The organism is Microbacterium sp. HSID17254 (assembly GCF_003989315.1).
GTDB lineage: Bacteria > Actinomycetota > Actinomycetes > Actinomycetales > Microbacteriaceae > Microbacterium.
This window is the reverse complement of record NZ_RBLT01000007.1, coordinates 146,882-162,265: the sequence shown is the minus strand read 5'-3', so window position 1 is coordinate 162,265 and position 15,384 is coordinate 146,882. Positions and strand designations below refer to the sequence as shown.

24 protein-coding genes and 1 tRNA gene are annotated in these 15,384 nt (G+C 69.2%); 23 read left to right on the top strand and 2 right to left on the bottom strand.

What is annotated here, in order from left to right; all coding sequences use genetic code 11:
* The 8 genes from D8M34_RS06200 to D8M34_RS06165 all read left to right on the top strand — a co-directional run.
* The coding region (locus tag D8M34_RS06200; protein ID WP_238695606.1) for an Rv3654c family TadE-like protein at positions 1-364 on the top strand (364 nt) is incomplete at its 5' end.
* Positions 365-403: 39 nt separating this feature from the next.
* Positions 404-3,310 (top strand): type I DNA topoisomerase, encoded by a 2,907-nt coding sequence (topA, locus tag D8M34_RS06195; RefSeq protein WP_126893464.1) that lies wholly within the window; start codon positions 404-406, stop codon positions 3,308-3,310.
* Positions 3,307-3,936: a dTMP kinase gene (tmk, locus tag D8M34_RS06190; protein ID WP_025104276.1), complete on the top strand. Its 630-nt coding sequence runs from the start codon at positions 3,307-3,309 to the stop codon at positions 3,934-3,936. Before topA ends, tmk begins: the two co-directional genes overlap by 4 nt.
* Positions 3,937-4,023: 87 nt before the next feature.
* Positions 4,024-5,181 carry a DNA polymerase III subunit delta' gene (locus tag D8M34_RS06185; RefSeq protein WP_126893463.1) on the top strand — a complete coding sequence of 386 codons (1,158 nt, stop codon included), beginning with the start codon at positions 4,024-4,026 and terminating at the stop codon, positions 5,179-5,181.
* Positions 5,178-6,731, top strand: coding sequence for an alpha/beta hydrolase (locus D8M34_RS06180; RefSeq protein WP_126893462.1), 1,554 nt, complete (start codon positions 5,178-5,180; stop codon positions 6,729-6,731). The genes D8M34_RS06185 and D8M34_RS06180 overlap by 4 nt, the downstream gene beginning before the upstream one ends.
* A 69-nt stretch (positions 6,732-6,800) precedes the next feature.
* A tRNA-Thr gene (locus tag D8M34_RS06175) sits at positions 6,801-6,876 on the top strand.
* 126 nt (positions 6,877-7,002) lie between these two features.
* A complete protein-coding gene (locus D8M34_RS06170; protein WP_126893461.1) occupies positions 7,003-8,277 on the top strand; it encodes a tyrosine-type recombinase/integrase in 1,275 nt (424 codons plus the stop codon).
* Positions 8,278-8,286: 9 nt separating this feature from the next.
* Entirely contained in the window at positions 8,287-8,721 is a 435-nt protein-coding gene (locus D8M34_RS06165; protein ID WP_126893460.1) for a DUF2510 domain-containing protein, read from the top strand.
* Between the two features lie 15 nt (positions 8,722-8,736).
* On the opposite strand, the gene D8M34_RS06160 is transcribed toward D8M34_RS06165, so the two are convergent.
* Positions 8,737-9,180 carry an ImmA/IrrE family metallo-endopeptidase gene (locus D8M34_RS06160; RefSeq protein ID WP_126893459.1) on the bottom strand — a complete coding sequence of 148 codons (444 nt, stop codon included), beginning with the start codon at positions 9,178-9,180 and terminating at the stop codon, positions 8,737-8,739.
* Entirely contained in the window at positions 9,177-9,608 is a 432-nt protein-coding gene (locus tag D8M34_RS06155) for a helix-turn-helix domain-containing protein (RefSeq protein WP_126893458.1), read from the bottom strand. The genes D8M34_RS06160 and D8M34_RS06155 overlap by 4 nt, the downstream gene beginning before the upstream one ends.
* A gap of 168 nt (positions 9,609-9,776) precedes the next feature.
* Here D8M34_RS06155 and D8M34_RS06150 point away from each other — a divergent pair, with 168 nt between their 5' ends.
* The 15 genes from D8M34_RS06150 to D8M34_RS06105 all read left to right on the top strand — a co-directional run bounded on the left by D8M34_RS06150 (position 9,777) and on the right by D8M34_RS06105 (position 15,359).
* Positions 9,777-10,034, top strand: a complete 258-nt coding sequence (locus D8M34_RS06150; RefSeq protein ID WP_126893457.1) for a helix-turn-helix domain-containing protein — start codon at positions 9,777-9,779, stop codon at positions 10,032-10,034.
* An 8-nt stretch (positions 10,035-10,042) separates the two neighbouring features.
* Positions 10,043-10,246 carry a DNA-binding protein gene (locus D8M34_RS06145; RefSeq protein WP_126893456.1) on the top strand — a complete coding sequence of 68 codons (204 nt, stop codon included), beginning with the start codon at positions 10,043-10,045 and terminating at the stop codon, positions 10,244-10,246.
* Positions 10,246-10,404: a hypothetical protein gene (locus D8M34_RS18805; RefSeq protein ID WP_153244987.1), complete on the top strand. Its 159-nt coding sequence runs from the start codon at positions 10,246-10,248 to the stop codon at positions 10,402-10,404. The genes D8M34_RS06145 and D8M34_RS18805 overlap by 1 nt, the downstream gene beginning before the upstream one ends.
* A 508-nt stretch (positions 10,405-10,912) precedes the next feature.
* Positions 10,913-11,071 carry a hypothetical protein gene (locus D8M34_RS18800; protein WP_153244986.1) on the top strand — a complete coding sequence of 53 codons (159 nt, stop codon included), beginning with the start codon at positions 10,913-10,915 and terminating at the stop codon, positions 11,069-11,071.
* A gap of 4 nt (positions 11,072-11,075) precedes the next feature.
* A complete protein-coding gene (locus tag D8M34_RS06140; protein ID WP_126893455.1) occupies positions 11,076-11,600 on the top strand; it encodes a hypothetical protein in 525 nt (174 codons plus the stop codon).
* Between the two features lie 384 nt (positions 11,601-11,984).
* Complete coding sequence (locus D8M34_RS06135; RefSeq protein WP_126893454.1) at positions 11,985-12,344, top strand: hypothetical protein; 360 nt, start codon at positions 11,985-11,987, stop codon at positions 12,342-12,344.
* Complete coding sequence (locus D8M34_RS06130; RefSeq protein WP_126893453.1) at positions 12,341-12,565, top strand: hypothetical protein; 225 nt, start codon at positions 12,341-12,343, stop codon at positions 12,563-12,565. The genes D8M34_RS06135 and D8M34_RS06130 overlap by 4 nt, the downstream gene beginning before the upstream one ends.
* Positions 12,562-12,780: a hypothetical protein gene (locus D8M34_RS06125; RefSeq protein WP_126893452.1), complete on the top strand. Its 219-nt coding sequence runs from the start codon at positions 12,562-12,564 to the stop codon at positions 12,778-12,780. The genes D8M34_RS06130 and D8M34_RS06125 overlap by 4 nt, the downstream gene beginning before the upstream one ends.
* On the top strand, positions 12,777-12,959 hold the full coding sequence (locus tag D8M34_RS06120; protein ID WP_126893451.1) for a hypothetical protein: 183 nt from the start codon (positions 12,777-12,779) through the stop codon (positions 12,957-12,959). The genes D8M34_RS06125 and D8M34_RS06120 overlap by 4 nt, the downstream gene beginning before the upstream one ends.
* On the top strand, positions 12,956-13,180 hold the full coding sequence (locus D8M34_RS18950) for a hypothetical protein (RefSeq protein WP_161973039.1): 225 nt from the start codon (positions 12,956-12,958) through the stop codon (positions 13,178-13,180). Before D8M34_RS06120 ends, D8M34_RS18950 begins: the two co-directional genes overlap by 4 nt.
* Positions 13,177-13,308 carry a hypothetical protein gene (locus D8M34_RS19740; RefSeq protein WP_274543249.1) on the top strand — a complete coding sequence of 44 codons (132 nt, stop codon included), beginning with the start codon at positions 13,177-13,179 and terminating at the stop codon, positions 13,306-13,308. Before D8M34_RS18950 ends, D8M34_RS19740 begins: the two co-directional genes overlap by 4 nt.
* Positions 13,305-14,204 (top strand): PD-(D/E)XK nuclease-like domain-containing protein, encoded by a 900-nt coding sequence (locus D8M34_RS06115; RefSeq protein WP_161973038.1) that lies wholly within the window; start codon positions 13,305-13,307, stop codon positions 14,202-14,204. The genes D8M34_RS19740 and D8M34_RS06115 overlap by 4 nt, the downstream gene beginning before the upstream one ends.
* Positions 14,201-14,833, top strand: coding sequence for a helix-turn-helix domain-containing protein (locus tag D8M34_RS06110; RefSeq protein ID WP_126893449.1), 633 nt, complete (start codon positions 14,201-14,203; stop codon positions 14,831-14,833). Before D8M34_RS06115 ends, D8M34_RS06110 begins: the two co-directional genes overlap by 4 nt.
* Positions 14,830-14,988, top strand: coding sequence for a hypothetical protein (locus D8M34_RS18795; protein WP_153244985.1), 159 nt, complete (start codon positions 14,830-14,832; stop codon positions 14,986-14,988). The genes D8M34_RS06110 and D8M34_RS18795 overlap by 4 nt, the downstream gene beginning before the upstream one ends.
* The gene (locus D8M34_RS06105) at positions 14,985-15,359 is read left to right on the top strand and encodes a hypothetical protein (RefSeq protein WP_126893448.1); all 375 of its coding nucleotides are present in this window, start codon (positions 14,985-14,987) and stop codon (positions 15,357-15,359) included. The genes D8M34_RS18795 and D8M34_RS06105 overlap by 4 nt, the downstream gene beginning before the upstream one ends.
* The last annotated feature ends 25 nt before the right edge of the window (positions 15,360-15,384 follow it).

The following is a 15,384-nucleotide window of genomic DNA, read 5'->3' as shown; positions in this document are numbered from 1 at the left end:
GGGGTCGGCGCTCGCGGCCGCGCTCCTCGTGGTGAGCGCCACGCTGTCCGTCGGTCTCGCGGCGGTGGGCGGTGCGGCGGTCACGGCACAGCGTGCGGCGGGCGCGGCCGACGCCGCCGCGCTCGCCGCCGCCGATGCCGCGAGCGGCGCGGTGCCGACGGCGGACGAGCCCTGTGCGTTGGCCGCCAGGGTCGCCGCGGCGAGCGGGGCGGCCCTGACGAGCTGTTCGCTGGAAGGGTATGTGGCGACCGTGTCGGTGGAGGCGGCGTACGCTGGACTCGCTGCCGTCTCCCGCGCTCGTGCCGGGCCACCCGAGGAACCATGGCGGCGGCTCTACCCCTCGCCCGCTGTGAACGACCCCTGATAGCGGTGTGTATGGTGTGCTTCGAAGAAAGGACGCCCCTTGGCTGAAGGCAAGAAGCTCGTCATCGTCGAGTCCCCGACGAAGATGCGGTCTATTCAGGGATACCTCGGCGACGGTTACGAGGTGCTCAGCTCCGTCGGCCACATCCGCGATCTCGCCGACAAGAAGGACATCCCGGCCGAGGACAAGAAGGCGTACGGCAAGTACTCCATCGACATCGACAACGGCTTCGACCCCTACTACGTGGTGTCGGACCGCAAGACCAAGACGGTCGCCGAGCTCAAGCGCGCGCTCAAGCACGCCGACGAGGTCCTGCTCGCCACTGATGAGGACCGCGAGGGCGAGGCCATCGCCTGGCACCTGCTGGAGACGCTCAAGCCCAAGGTGCCGGTCAAGCGCATGGTCTTCCACGAGATCACCAAGGACGCGATCCAGGCCGCTGTCGGCAACACCCGTGAACTCGACCACGCCCTCGTCGATGCGCAGGAGACCCGCCGCATCCTCGACCGCCTCTACGGGTGGGACGTCTCGCCCGTGCTCTGGTACAAGGTCAAGACCGGGATCTCGGCCGGCCGCGTGCAGTCCGCCGCGACCCGCCTGATCGTCGACCGCGAGCGCGAGCGCATGGCCTTCGTCTCCGCGGAGTACTGGGACGTCGACGCCGATGCGGCCGCGACCGGCACGTCGTTCCGCATCCGCCTGGTGCGCGTGGACGGCGGCCAGCTCGCCCGCGGCTCCGACTTCGACGACACCGGGAAGCTCAAGAAGGCGGTCGTGGTCCTCGACGAGGCGAAGGCGGCGACCCTTGCGCGCGCCGTCGACGCCGCCGGGGCGGGAACCGTCACCAAGGTCGAGGCCAAGCCGGGAACCCGCAGCCCCTACGCGCCCTTCACGACCTCCACCATGCAGCAGGAGGCGGGCCGCAAGCTCTCGATGAGCGCGAAGCAGGCGATGAGCGTCGCCCAGCGCCTCTACGAGAAGGGGTACATCACCTATATGCGTACCGACTCCACGGCGCTGAGCACCCAGGCGGTGCAGGCGGCCCGGAGTCAGGCCGTGGCTCTCTACGGCGACAACGCGGTGCCGCTCAAGCCGCGCGTCTACAAGTCGAAGAGCAAGAACGCCCAGGAGGCGCACGAGGCGATCCGCCCGTCGGGGGAGAACTTCCGCACGCCGTCCTCGCTGTCCGGCGAGCTCGACCGCGAGGAGCAGCGGCTGTACGACCTGATCTGGAAGCGCACCGTCGCGAGCCAGATGTCGGACGCCAAGTACGAGACGACGACCGTCACCATCGCGGTCGAGGCGGACGGCCAGACGGCGGAGTTCACCGCCTCCGGCACGGTCTACACGTTCAAGGGTTTCCTCGAGGCGTACGAGGAGGGTCGCGACGAGAAGCGCAGCGACGCCGACGCCGCGGAGAACCAGTCCCTGCCCGCCGTCTCCGTCGGCGACGAGCTGGCCGTGTCCGCCGCGGAGGCGAAGGGTCACCGCACCACGCCGAAGCCGCGCTACACCGAGGCCTCGCTGGTGAAGGTGCTCGAGGAGAAGGGCATCGGCCGACCCTCGACCTTCGCCACGATCCCGGAGACCATCCTCGATCGCGGGTACGCGGTCAAGCGCGGCCAGGCCCTCGTGCCGACGTGGCTCGCGTTCAGCGTGGTGCGTCTGCTCGAGGAGCACTTCGCCGAGCTCGTCGACTACGACTTCACCGCGGCGCTCGAGGACGACCTCGACACCATCGCCCGCGGCGAGCAGAACCGTGTCGAGTGGCTGAAGTCGTTCTACTTCGGCTCCGACTCGCACGTGGGTCTGCGCCAGGTCGTCGACAACCTCGGCGAGATCGACGCCCGCGCGCTGAACTCGACGCGGATCACCGACACCGCGACGCTGCGCTTCGGCAAGTACGGCCCCTACCTCGAGGTGACGGACCCGAAGGATCCGGAGGCCAAGCCGCGCATCGTCAACGTCCCCGAAGATCTCGCGCCCGACGAGCTCACGGCGGAGAAGGCCCAGGAGCTCATCGACGCGCCGGTCGCCGGCGACCGTGTCCTCGGGGTGAACCCGGAGAACGGCAAGGTCGTCGTCGTCAAGGACGGACGCTTCGGCCCCTACGTGCAGGAGAACGATCCGGTCTCCGACGACGCCGTCGTCGATGAGGCCACCGGCGAGGTCGTCGACCTTCGACAGGCTCAGGCACCCAGCGCGAAGGGGAAGCGCGGTGCGAAGAAGGAAGCGGCGCCCAAGCCCCGCACCGCCTCGCTGTTCCGCTCGATGTCGGTCGACACGATCGACCTCGACACCGCGCTGCAGCTGCTGAGCCTGCCGCGCGTGGTCGGCGTCGACCCGGAGTCGGGCGACGAGATCACCGCGCAGAACGGCCGCTTCGGTCCGTACCTGAAGAAGGGTGCCGACTCCCGGTCGCTGGAGAGCGAGTCGCAGATCTTCGACGTCACGCTGGAACAGGCGCTGGAGATCTACCAGCAGCCCAAGTACGGCGCCCGCCGGGCGTCGAGCGCGCTGGCGGAGTTCGACGCCGACCCGGTGAGCGGCAAGCCCATCCGCGTGCGCGACGGCCGCTTCGGCCCGTACGTCACCGACGGTGAGACGAACGTCACCATCCCGCGCGGACAGACCCCGGACGACATCACGTTCGAGATCGCCGTGCAGATGCTCGCGGACAAGCGCGCCAAGGGTCCGGCACCCAAGCGGGGCGCGGCGAAGAAGGCTCCGGCGAAGAAGGCTCCGGCCAAGAAGGCTCCGGCCAAGAAGGCTCCGGCCAAGAAGGCGCCGGCGAAGAAGACGTCGGCGAAGGCCTCCACGGCGAAGAAGTCCACGGCGGCGAAGACGTCGACCACGTCGGCAGCCCGCTCGGCGGCGGCCAAGAAGGCGGCGGCGACCCGGGCCGCGAACGCGGCGGCGAAGGCGGCAGAGAAGGCGGACTCGTGACCGCAGGCCCCGGCCTCTGGATCACGCTGGAGGGCGGGGACGGCTCCGGGAAGACGACCCAGTCGAACCTCCTCGCCACCTGGCTCGAGCAGAGCGGTCGGACGGTCGTGCGCACCCGGGAGCCGGGCGGCTCCGAGGTCGGGCAGCTCATCCGCGACATCGTGCTCCACCACCGCGGTGACATCGCGCCGCGCGCGGAGGCGCTGCTCTACGCCGCCGACCGCGCGCACCACGTCGCGACGGTGGTGCGCCCCGCGCTCGCTCGCGGCGAGATCGTGCTGCAGGACCGCTATCTCGACTCCTCGGTGGCGTACCAGGGCGCCGGACGCGTCCTCGACGCCACGGAGATCCGCGACCTCTCACTGTGGGCCGCGGAGGGTGCTCTTCCGGATCTCACCGTGCTCCTCGATCTCGATCCGGCCACGGCGCGCACGCGCCTCGATTCGGCCGACAAGCCGTTCGATCGGCTGGAGGCCGAGAAGGAGGCCTTCCACGCCCGTGTGCGCGACGCCTACCTCGAACTGGCCCGTGCGGAGCCCGCCCGGTTCCTCGTGATCGACGCCGCGGCGTCGCCCGAGCGCATCGCCGATCGGATCCGCGCCCGCGTCTCGGCGCTCTTCGACTGATCCTCCACAGAGACGGCTTCGTCCGACGGGACGCACGGTCCGTCAGCGGGTGGTGGGAGCGTCGGCGGTCCCGATTAGGCTGAGTGCATGCCCTCGACCCTCGCCCCGCCGTTTCCCTGGGCCGATGTCTGGGGGCAGGAGGCCGCCGTCGAGACGTTGCGCGCCGCCTCGGCCGATCCGGCCGCGCTCTCGCACGCCTGGTTGATCACGGGCCCTCCGGGATCCGGACGCTCGACGCTCGCCTATGCCTTCGCCGCAGCGCTCATCGCCGAGGGGCCGGACGACGAGGCCACGATGCGCCAGGTCCTCGCCGGCACCCACCCCGATGTGACGGCGCTGCGCACCGACAAGGTGATCATCACCATCGCCGAAGCACGGGCCCTCGTCGAGCGCTCCTACTTCGCCCCGTCCGCCGGTCGCTACCGGGTCATCGTCGTCGAAGACGCCGACCGGATGGTGGAGCGCACCTCGAACGTGCTGCTCAAGGCGCTGGAGGAGCCGCCGGAGCAGACCGTCTGGATCCTCTGCGCGCCGAGTGAGGCCGACCTCCTCCCGACCATCCGGTCACGCGTGCGGTCGCTCCGACTCCGCGAACCCGACGTGGCGGACGTGTCCCGCCTCATCAGCCTCCGCACGGGGGTGGACGAGGCCGTCGCCGAGCAGGCCGCCCGACACGCGCAGCGTCACATCGGCATGGCCCAGCGACTCGCCACCGACGGCGCCGCCCGGCGACGCCGCGACGAGACGCTCCGCGCCGTGATGGGCGTGCGTGGGGTCAACGACGCGGTCGAGGTCGCCGGGCGCATCATCCAGGCGGCGACGGAAGACGCCAAGGCGCTCACGGCCGAGCGGGATGCGGCGGAACGCGCCGCGCTCCTGCGCACCGTCGGTGTCGCCGAGGGACAGGCCGTGCCTCCGGCGCTGCGGGCCCAGGTGTCCGCGCTGGAGGACGAACAGAAGAAGCGGGCGACGCGGAGTCTGCGGGACGGTATTGACCGCGTCCTCACGGATCTGCAGTCGCTCTTCCGCGATGTCGTGATGCTGCAGTACGGCCGCGGTGACGATCTCATCAATCGCGAGCTGCACGCCGAGCTGGCCGCCCTCGCCGCCGCCTGGAGCGTCGAGCGTACGCTCGTCGTGCTCGACCACCTGGCTGAGACCCGAGAGGCGCTGGAGCGCAACGTCGCCCCGCTGCTCGCACTCGAGAGTTTGCTCGTGACCGTCACGAGCGGGAGGAAACCGTGAAGACTCGATCCCTGCCCCGCCTCCGTCGCTCCGCGGCGCTCATCGCCGGTCTGGCCGCCGCCTCGGTCGTGCTCTCCGGGTGCCTCTACGCCATGATCCCGGAGCAGTCCTCGAAGCCGGCCGTGGAGAAGACCCCGGATACCGAGGGTGTCGCGGAAGATCTGCTTCCCTTCTACTCCCAGGGGCTGGACTGGACCGAGTGCGGTCCGGGCTTCGACTGCACGACCGTCACCGCGCCGCTCGACTGGGAAGACCCCGGAGCGGGAGAGATCGAGCTCGCCGTCGTGCGGCATCGGGCCGAGGGCGAGGCGATCGGCTCGCTGCTCACGAACCCCGGTGGCCCCGGTTCCAGCGGCGTCGACCTCATCCAGGGAAGCCTCGACTACGCGGTGGGTCCGGCGCTCATCGAGAACTACGACGTCATCGGCTTCGACCCACGCGGGGTCGGCGCCTCCACCGCCGTCACCTGCTATGACACGAAGGAGATGGACGAGTACCTCTACGGCATCCCTTCGGCGCCGCGGGGCACCCCGGAGTGGGAGACCGAGCTGCTCGATTCCGCCCGCGGCTTCGGAGAGGCGTGCGACGCCAACAGCGGGGGCATCCTCCCGTACATCACCACGGTCAACGCCGCCCGCGACATGGACCTCCTCCGCGCCGTCCTCGGCGACAAGGAGCTCAACTACCTCGGGTACTCGTACGGCACGTTCCTCGGCGCGACCTACGCCAAGCTCTACCCGGAGAAGGCCGGGCGGCTCGTGCTCGACGGGGCGATCGATCCCTCCGTCCCCGGTCTCGAGGTCGGTGCCACGCAGGCGCTCGGCTTCGAGTCGGCCCTGCGGGCCTACATGCAGAACTGCCTCGACTCCGGCTCGTGCCCCTTCAGCGGGACGGTCGACGAGGCGATGGCCGATCTCGGCGCCCTGCTCGCGAGCGCGGATCGCACGCCGTTGAAGAACGGTGACGGCCGGCTCATGGGCGCCGACGCCCTGATGACGGCGATCATCGCGGCGCTGTACTCGGAGGACAGCTGGGAGATCCTCACCCAGGCCCTGGACGAGGCGCTGCAGGGTGACCCGTCGACGGCCTTCCGCCTCGCCGACTTCTACAACGGCCGGGAGAACGGCACCTACATCGACAACTCGACCGAGGCCTTCCGCGCGTACAACTGCATGGACTACCCGGTCGAGGACGACCCTGCGGCCGAGGCGGCCACGGAGAAGAAGATCGCGGACGGGGCGCCGACCATCGCGCCGTACTGGTCGGGACCGGACCCGTGCGAGGTGTGGCCGTATCCGCCCACCGGCACCCGCGAGAAGATCACCGCGGAAGGCGCGGGTCCCATCGTCGTCGTCGGCACGACCAACGATCCCGCGACCCCGTACGAGTGGTCGGAGTCGCTCGCCGACCAGCTCTCCGAGGGCGTCCTCATCACCCGCGTGGGTGAGGGCCACACCGGCTACAACAAGGGCAACGTCTGCGTCGACGAGGCGGTGGAGGCGTTCCTCCTCGAAGACGTGGTGCCGGAAGACGGCCTGCGCTGCGAGTGAGAGAGCCTCGATTCGCGAGCGAGCGCGAGACAGGGTAATATCGGTGATCGCGCCGCTCACGCGTCGCACGCCGCTTTAGCTCAGTCGGCAGAGCATTTCACTCGTAATGAAAAGGTCGTCAGTTCGATTCTGACAAGCGGCTCCATCAAACCCCCGGAATCCCCCGTGATTCCGGGGGTTTCGTCGTTTATGTCGGTAGCACCTGCAAACGTAGCGATTGCGAGTGCATGTGTGCACCTATGTGTGCACTGCTCCGATGAGAGGAACGACGATGCCCAAGAAGCGCAGCCACGGCGACGGCGGACTGTTCTACGTGAAGAGCCGCGGGCTCTGGCGAGGCGTGATCGACGACGGCTTCCACCCTGATGGCAGGCGGCGCCAGCGGACGGTAACCGGGAAGACGAGAATGATCGCACGCGACAAGCTCGTCGCGTTGAGGAAGGAGATCGACGCCCACGGCGCGCCGCTCGACAAGGCCGTAACCGTCGAAGCGTGGGCCGAGCACTGGCTCCGCACCGTGTGCGAGCCTTCGATGAAGCCGGCCGCTCTCGCCGGCTACGAGTCCGCAGTCCGGAAGTGGATTCTCCCCGTGCTCCGGAAGAAGCGAGTCTCAGCGCTCAAGCCCTCCGACGTGCGCACGGTCACCCAGTCGGTCACTGCCGCAGGCCGCGCCGTCTCGTCCGCGCAGAAGGTGCACGCTGTGCTGTCGTCCATGCTCGAAGCTGCACGCATGGACGGCGTGTGTGCGAAGAACGTCGCACAGGACGTGACCCCTCCCGGCCGAGGTGAAGGCGGCCGTGGCGCGCTCGACACGGACGTCGCGCTCCGAGTCCTGCAGGCCGCACTCAACCGCCCAGACGGGTCGCGCTGGTGGTTCGCCATCCTCACCGGCATGCGCCAGGGGGAGCGGCTGGGGGCGACCCTCGACAGCGCCGACCTCGCCCGCCACGAGTTCACCGTGCAGTGGTCCCTCACCGAGGTGCGCTTCCGGCACGGATGCAACGACACCTGCGGGAAGACCCGAGCGGGGGCCTGCCTGCAACGCCGACTCATCGTCGCGCCAGGCATGACGCACCGACAGCTCGACGGACGCCTGTGTCTCGTCCGGCCGAAGTCCGGCAACGCGCGTACCTTCCCCCTTATCCCGGCCCTCGAGGACGTGCTCACGACCTACCTCGCCGGCGATACCCGGCCGAACCCGCACGGCCTCATCTGGCGCAACGACGACGGCTCCCCGATCACGCCTGAGCAAGACCAGGCTGAGTGGCGATCCCTCCTCCTCGAAGCAGGGGTCATCACCCCGGAACAGGCGCTCCCGCCGCGGGACCGACCGGCTGGCACTCCGGAGACTCCCACGACCCACTTCGCGCGCCACACGACGGCAACCGTGCTCATGGAGCTCGGCGTCGACGCGAAGGTCATCGGCGAGATCGTCGGCCACATGGACGTGCGCACCACGCGCGGGTACCAGCACGTCTCATCTGCTGAGGCGCGCCGCGCGCTCGAAGCGCTTGGTGCCCACTTCGCCGGCGCGCTGGCCAGATAGGATCACGCCATGGGAAGACGACAGCGAGTCCTCACCGGCTGCGCCGACTGCTCGAAGTGCACCACCAGCCGCGTCGGAGTGGGCGTGCGTAATACGGGCCGCGTCGGCGCGGCCGTCGCGACGGCCGGCGTCTCCGAGGTGGCGATGGCCTTCTCCGGCACCTGCAACACGTGCGGCCACCAGATGTCGCTCCACGACCGTCCAGGTTCCCAGAGCCTCGCAGGCAGGCTCATCGGCGCCGCGGTGGCGCCGCACGATGGCAGCGACGGGCGCCCCTTCCCGCCATCCTTCTACGAAGGCCACCAAGCTCAGGCGGCGCCGGCGCCGACTCAGCCGGCGCCGATCGCAGGCTCTGGCCCGGATGCCGGATGGTACTCGGACCCGGACGGCACGCCGAACCTGCGCTGGTGGAACGGCCAGACGTGGACGGACCACCGGAAGTAGCTGCAGCGCAGCGTCTCAGACGAGCACCTTCGCAGCCCACTGACCTTCGCCCATGTGGGGGTCCACGTAGACGGTGTCGCCGATGCGAGCGAGCACCCGCTGGAACGCGGTGATGATCTTCGTCGTGACGCCGAGGTCGTACGCCATGGCGCCCGTGTGCCCATCCCACCGTTCTTCCGCGGCGCGGTAGCGCTCGGGCGTGATGAGGATCAGCGCGGCCCACTCGTCGGCTCGGCGCTCCTGCTTGGCGTTCACGGGGCCAAACTTCGATGGCACGTCGCCCCACACGGCGTGTGCAAGCTCGTGTGCGAGAGCGCACGTCTCCTTGCGAAGCGTCATGCCGACGCGAAGCCTGATCCGCTTCAAGTCGTGGCGGTACTCGCCGTCACGGGTCACCAGCTCGGCGTACTCGATCGTGACCCCGAGAGCATCAGCGATGTCCTCGAGCTTCCCCCTCATTCGTACCCCTCGTCCGTCTCGTCATCATCGGTCCGTTCCGATGCGACCGCTAGAAGGTCATCCTGCCCGGCCCCTCGGACGTTGATCGGAATAGGCAGGTCGCCGGTGAGATCCTCGCTCGCCGTGGCGTTCTCGATTCGGACCACGATCTCTCGCGCCAACTCCAGGTCGGAGAACGCTGACAGGGCCACGCGCGCCCCAAGACGGTCAGCCTCCTCCTCGGTGATGTACCCGGCCGCGACGAATGCATCTGCCAGGTCGAGATCAAACGCTCGACAGATCGTCACAACGGTCTCTACCGCGAGGGTGGTGGCCCCGGTGAGCTGCCTGTTCAGCGTGGACGGCTCTAGGCCAGCCCTCAACGCGATGGCGCGCACGCTGCGTGCGCCAGTGGCGCGCTGAAAGTAGTCGCTGAGGTTGTCTGCCATGCCCTCAGTTTGATGCACTTTTGCATCACGCGCAAGCCCCTGACGCGCGGAATGATGCGAACACGCTTCACAACTTCGACACGCTGAGGCGGATCTGTCTTGATTCCTCGATTTTCTGTGGCAGAGTTGCCTCATCACAAGGCAGAGTTGCTACACGAAGGGAGCGAGATGTCAGTCTCCATCCGACTCAAGCCGGGTCTCGTTGACCGGCTCCGTGAAACCCGAAACCTCAACTCCGAAGAGGCCGTCGCGCGGCTTGTCGGCTCCGACCGCACCACGCTCCGGCGAATCATCCGCGGCGCACAGCCGTCTGGGGCGTTCATCGCGAGCTTCTGCGACGCGTTCGGTCTCGGGCTCGGGGAAGCGTTCGAGATCGTCCGCGACATCCCGGTGTCCCAGGCGCCGGTGACGGGGGCGGCCGCGTGAGTGCCGGCGTGGTCCAGAGGATCGAGTTTCCGCCCGCGCTCTTCACCCGCGAGCTCTCGGCCTACTACCTCTCGAAGTCGCTCCGCGAGATCGACGACCTCCGCGCGAAGGGGGAGCTGATCCCGGTGGGAGACGGGAAGAGGGTGATGTTCACCAAGGGCGAGCTCGACCGGTACGTCGACGGCCTTCCGGAGCGAGAGCGGGAGAAGTGATGCACGACTCGCTGCCGTTGTGGTTCTGGCTCCCCACCGCGATCTTCCTCTGGACCGCCCTCCTCATCGCCTGCTGCCGGTCCCGCATCCGTGACCCGCACCGAGACCTCTCGCGTCTCGACCGTCTCGACGGCATCACCGACCGCCCGCGTCGCTAAACCGGGCCGCCGCGTTCCCTGCCGCATGCGACAGGGCCGGTACTCAGTGCGCTCTCCGCGAGGGGTTCCGCACGCGTTCCATCTCAATTCCACAGCGACCAATCCCGCACAGGGATACGAGGGGCCAGTCGAAGCCACGATGCTGCGACCCCTCATGCACCCGCGTCGGCGGGCCGTGGCAGGCCCGAGACGACACGGAGGACGACTGTGCGGGGGAGACAGCGCGCCGAAGGTCAAGCCGAGAAGGCGCGCTCGAACGGGGATGGCGCTATGTCGCGCCGTGGCCCCGTAGCGAACGTGACGCACACCAGTGCTGAACAACCGCGGGTGACTCATCGAAGGGAAGCCCACTGATTTTCGACCGGCGACGAGATATCGCCGGCGCCCGAACCAGGCAGTACACCGTGGGCCAGTCCACGGCGGGCACGCGGGACGACTCGCAACCGAAGGAACAGCGAGCCCGGGCGAGGTGAAACCGCCCGGGCTCGCTCAGCCGAAAGGAGCGCTCATGCGCACATGGAAGGTCAGCAAGACCCGCAGCGGAAAGCCGAAGGTGAGGCTGTACGAGAACGGGCGCGTGCTGCTCGAACGCCCCGTCGGCTCCGTCGTCCGGGGCAACGAGCTCGGGCGCGCGTGGTGCGTCAGCGACGGGGACGCCGATGCGTAGCGACATGCTGCGGCAGCCCGCGAAGTGCCTCGACCGCGAGTTCCGGGCGCTCGGCGCGACGCGCATCGCGAAGAACTCGGACGGTGTCAGCTACCGCTTCCCCGACGGCGGCACATTCGTCGTGCGGCCCGGCCTCACGCCGGGGAAGGGCATGAAGATGCTCGAGGCCGTGCAGCGTCGCTACGGCATGCCGCGGGAGCGCTCGAAGTCCAATCCCCTCCGGAGCGCTGTCTCGCGTGAGGGGCACCCGGAGATCAACGCGGAGCGTCTGGTGATGTCGCACCACGCCACCGGCCGGCTGCACCTGATGAGGCAGCAGGCACGCCTCGACCCGATCGAGGTGAGCGACGCGCTCCGCTTCCCCGAACGCATCCTCTTCTCACCCATCCACGAATCGTGGCTCTGGGTCAGAGGCCGCGTCATCATCGCGGCCGCCGCGACCGAGGACGGCATGACGCTCGTCCGCACGATCCTGTGGGCCACCGAAGACCTGTGGGAGCAGAACCCCCGACCCAAGGAGACACCGTGACCTTCTGCTCGTACTGCCTCCGACTCGGAAAATGCGGACCGCAGCGACGCTGCACCAGCCCGCGACACCCCGACAACATCACGCGTACCCGTCGAGAGGCGCGCGCCCGACGCCGCACGGCCATGGCGCAGGACATCGCCGCCCGCCACTTCCCATTCGACGGGTCGGACCCCGCCACCGTCATCGAATGCAGGCGCCGCACCACCGCCGCGATCCTCGAAGCCCTGGACCGAGCATGAGCGATCGCTGGAACCCACGCGTCCGCGACGCGTGCCCCACCTGCCGAGGGTGGGGCTTCCACTCCATCTCGAAAGACCCGGACGAAGAGGCCGACTGCCTCGACTGCGGCGGGACAGGAACCCGCCGCGAGGAAGGAACAGGACGATGAAGACCAACGCCCTCGCGCACACCGGAGACCCCGACGTCTCCCACATCGCGGCGATCAGCCTCTCCGGCACCAACACCGAGAAGGTCATGCACGCGATCGTCGACCTGCTCGAAGAGCTCGGCCCGCAGACGCCCGCCGAACTCGAGCACGTCTACCTGCACCGCCGCATGGTGAACGACTGGCCCATGATCGCGTTCTACAGCGTCCACAAGCGGGTGTCGCAGATGAAGAAGCACATCGGCGTGATCCGCGGCACCGGCGTCCGCTTGGGCGGCGCGGAACGCGTCGACCTCGCGACCGAACCGCTCAAGGCGCACGCCCGGGTCACCGCCCACATGCAGGGCGACGACTCGTGAGCCGCGCGCGCAGCGGGTGGGTAGGCGAACACAGCCGACCGCAGCCGGCCGTCGGCGACCGGCTGCGGTCAGTGCTCCACGACAGCAGCGGCACGACCTTCCAGCGTGCCGAGCGCATCACCCGAATCGACCACAACGACGGCGCGACGACCTACACCCTCGCCTGCGCCGCCACCATCATCGCGCCCGAGGGCGCCCGCATCTTCTGGGAAGACCAATGACCCCTCTCGACCTCATGATCTGGGCGCTCGCCGCGCTCGTCGCCGTCGCCTGCTTCGTCCTCGTCGTCATGCTGCTCAACGCATTGGTGCGTAGCGTCTTTCGGAAGCGACCTCCGCAGAAGAGCGGACACGCGATCGTCCTCGATGGCTCGCGTTCGACTGACTCCGTCGTGAACGCCCATGAGATCCCGAGTCGCCGCGGAGAGCAGCGGTGACCGGCGACGCCATGGAGTTCCCTCCGCCCGTCCCTGCTCCGCGGACCGGCAGCATGCCCCTGCCCATGCGCCGGCCGCGGATGACGAAGGCGAACCTGATCGCCAACCTCGCCGCGGACGCCGTCTGCCTCATCATCGCCGCCGGCGGTGCCTACTACGTGATGGCGGGGATGCCGTGAAGACCGACCTCACCAAGCTCACCACCGCCGAGCTGCGCGCCGTGCGCGACGACCGCTCCGTCGTCACCGACGAGGTCTACCGGATCATCGATCAGCCGCTCAACGGATTCGAGCTGCGGATCAAGGTCTACGCCTTCCTGTCCGGGATCACCGCGGACGCATTCACGGAGACCCTCAACCGGCTCCCATCCACCACCACCACCGAGGAGACGAGCCCGTGATCGAGTACCGCGACAACGAAGCGGGGGAGTGGAAGGCGAGCCGGTTCCCCTGGCTCCCCGACGACATCGACTGGCTCAACTCCCTCGTGGGGTGGCCCATGTACCGACAGAACGGAGAAGAGGCTTGAGTGGCTCGAACTACGCAGGTCTCGTCCACGGTCTCGACGAGACGGTCTATCACGCGCTCCCCGGGCTCAGCTCCACGGGCGCGAAGAAACTGCTCCGGTCGCCGGCGCACTTCCAGCACTACATCAGCCAGCCGCACGAGCCCAAACCCGAGTTCGACCTCGGGTCTGCGGTGCACTCGCGGGTGCTCGGCGTAGGCGCGCAGATCGCGATCTACCCCGACGGCGCCGGCGAGGAAACGTTCGAGTTCGAGGGTGAAGAGCTCACCACCGTCCTGTCGAAGGTCGGCGCGCTCGGCACGAAGGCGGCCAAGGCGTTCGAGGCCGACGCGCGTGCCAAGGGCCTGATCCCCGTGAAGCGGGAGAAGGGTGCCCAGGTGCAGCGGATGGCGGAATCGGTCCTCGCCGATCCAACAGTGCGGAAGCTGCTCGAGACCGGCGACCCCGAGGTCTCCATGTTCGCGGACGACCCGGAGACCGGGTTGCCGATGCGCGGCCGGCTCGACTGGCTCGGACGCCGCATCGCGGACCTCAAGACGACGTCCGGCGACGCGTCGGAGGAGGTCTTCGAGAAGGACGCGTTTCGGCTCGGCTATGACGTCCAGTTCGGGCACTACGAGTGGCTCTACAACCTCATCACCGGCGACACGCTCCCGTACCTGTTCATCGTGGTCGAGACCGCGGCGCCGTACCTCACGGGCGTCTTCCGGCTCGGCGACGACGAGATCCTCATGGCCCGCCGGCGGGCCATGGAAGCACGCATCCGGTACGCGCGGGGCATCGAGACGGGGGAGTGGCCGGGGTACAAGACCCGCGGCGGCGGTCCGATCGGCATCCTCCGGGCGCCGGTGTGGAACGTGAACCAGTACATCGACGAGTTCGAAGGATCGACAGCATGACCACCACCGCCGACGACATCGACATGCCCGAGGACACCCGCCGGTCGCGACTGCAGCGGCCGCCGAAGTCGGAGAACGTCGACGACTTCACCAGCGCGGCACAGCGCATCGAGGCGTTCTGGGAGAAGCACCCGAACGGCAGCATCCTCCCCGAGGTGGAATCGCGGGAGCTGCGCACCGCAGAGGGCGTCCCGTACATGGTTCACACCGTCCGCGCCTACGTGCGGAAGGACGCCTCGTCGGAGCAGCCCGACGCCGTCGCACACGCCACCCGCGGGGAGAACGACCCCGACGAGGTCACCCGCCAGTTCGCGCAGGAGGTCGCCGAGACATCGGCGATCTCGCGTGCGATCAGGAACCTCGGCATCCTCGCGACGCCCCAGGTGCCGGCGGCGCCCGCGCGGCCGCGTGTCGGCCTCCCGCAGAGCGACGTGGAGATCGGGTCCGCGGTGACCGCGGCGCGCGAGCGCGCAGAGCTCTCCCAGGCGGGCCTCGCCGCCGCGATGTCGGAGCGCGGCGTCAACTGGGCGCAGAGCACCGTCTACTCGATCGAGAAGGGGAAGCGGCCGCTGCGGTACAACGAGGGCCAGCACCTCGCCGAGCTGATCCGGTTCGGAGGAGACGCGTGAACCCGTTCGTGCGGCGCGGCCCCGACGGGTACTGGTACGTGGACGCCTCCCGGGACCACGCGGCGACCTACCGAGGCACCGCGTGGGCCGGCTACGACACCTGGCGGGAGGCATGGGACGCCGCGCTCGTCGCGCGCCTCCACGCGCCGACGTGAGCAGCGCATTCACACCGAGGGTCCGCTGGATCATCATCGGCCGCGACAGCGACGAGCACGGCACCCCGCGGTGCCAGTGGTGCGGCGGCCCAGTTCGCATCGCGCCCGGCGAGTACAGCATCCAGCACGTCCGCGCTCGCGGCATGGGCGGCTCCCGGCTCGCCGACACCGGCCAGCCGCAGAACGGCACCCTCGTGCACGGCACCGGCACCACCGGGTGCCACGGCTACATCGAGTCCCACCCGGTCGAAGCGGCCGAGCGCGGCTTCCGCATCCGACAGACGCAGAACCCCGCAACGACCCCGATGACCCTCTGGGACGGGCGCCGCGTCATCAGAAACCCGGACGGCACCCTCACGCCGGCCGCATGACCACCCGGGGATGCCCGGAGAAGGG

What these genes read in the sequence shown, in the direction of transcription:
- D8M34_RS18805 (WP_153244987.1), top strand. Translation starts at nt 10,246, where the DNA reads ATGCACGACTCGCTGCCGTTGTGGTTCTGGCTCCCCACCGCGATCTTC.
- D8M34_RS06150 (WP_126893457.1), top strand. Translation starts at nt 9,777, where the DNA reads ATGTCAGTCTCCATCCGACTCAAGCCGGGTCTCGTTGACCGGCTCCGT.
- D8M34_RS06170 (WP_126893461.1), top strand. Translation starts at nt 7,003, where the DNA reads ATGCCCAAGAAGCGCAGCCACGGCGACGGCGGACTGTTCTACGTGAAG.
- D8M34_RS06110 (WP_126893449.1), top strand. Translation starts at nt 14,201, where the DNA reads ATGACCACCACCGCCGACGACATCGACATGCCCGAGGACACCCGCCGG.
- D8M34_RS06160 (WP_126893459.1), bottom strand. Translation starts at nt 9,180, where the DNA reads ATGAGGGGGAAGCTCGAGGACATCGCTGATGCTCTCGGGGTCACGATC.
- D8M34_RS06185 (WP_126893463.1), top strand. Translation starts at nt 4,024, where the DNA reads ATGCCCTCGACCCTCGCCCCGCCGTTTCCCTGGGCCGATGTCTGGGGG.
- D8M34_RS06155 (WP_126893458.1), bottom strand. Translation starts at nt 9,608, where the DNA reads ATGGCAGACAACCTCAGCGACTACTTTCAGCGCGCCACTGGCGCACGC.
- D8M34_RS06165 (WP_126893460.1), top strand. Translation starts at nt 8,287, where the DNA reads ATGGGAAGACGACAGCGAGTCCTCACCGGCTGCGCCGACTGCTCGAAG.
- D8M34_RS06135 (WP_126893454.1), top strand. Translation starts at nt 11,985, where the DNA reads ATGAAGACCAACGCCCTCGCGCACACCGGAGACCCCGACGTCTCCCAC.
- D8M34_RS06125 (WP_126893452.1), top strand. Translation starts at nt 12,562, where the DNA reads ATGACCCCTCTCGACCTCATGATCTGGGCGCTCGCCGCGCTCGTCGCC.
- D8M34_RS06140 (WP_126893455.1), top strand. Translation starts at nt 11,076, where the DNA reads ATGCTGCGGCAGCCCGCGAAGTGCCTCGACCGCGAGTTCCGGGCGCTC.
- D8M34_RS18800 (WP_153244986.1), top strand. Translation starts at nt 10,913, where the DNA reads ATGCGCACATGGAAGGTCAGCAAGACCCGCAGCGGAAAGCCGAAGGTG.